Raw genomic sequence first — 233 nt, 5'->3', positions numbered from 1 at the left:
CTATATCGCCGATAAAATGTTTATCGACGACAGTATATTAGACCCGTATTTGTCGTCGCTTGTAATATCAGAGCAAACTACCACTACAACTCGGGCTAACTTAAGTCGCGCCAATTTATTTGCTTGTGCCAGCGACAATTGGCTGGCCGATAAATCCATAATCGCTCATCCGTTGAATAAGAAACTCTCTAGCTTATTTAAAGTGACCTTGCTGAGCGCCAACGGTCAAGAGC

At 43.3% G+C, this 233-nt stretch carries 1 pseudogene; it reads left to right on the top strand.

Annotated elements, in window-relative coordinates:
• Positions 1 to 233, top strand: a pseudogene (locus tag AAEZ02_RS23600) (CLCA_X family protein); the annotation flags it as partial.

It is taken from the genome of Shewanella sp. T24-MNA-CIBAN-0130 (assembly GCF_040310185.1).
Taxonomy (GTDB): domain Bacteria; phylum Pseudomonadota; class Gammaproteobacteria; order Enterobacterales; family Shewanellaceae; genus Shewanella; species Shewanella psychromarinicola.
Note: the sequence above shows the minus strand (reverse complement) of the source record. Positions and strands in the feature narration are given on the sequence as shown.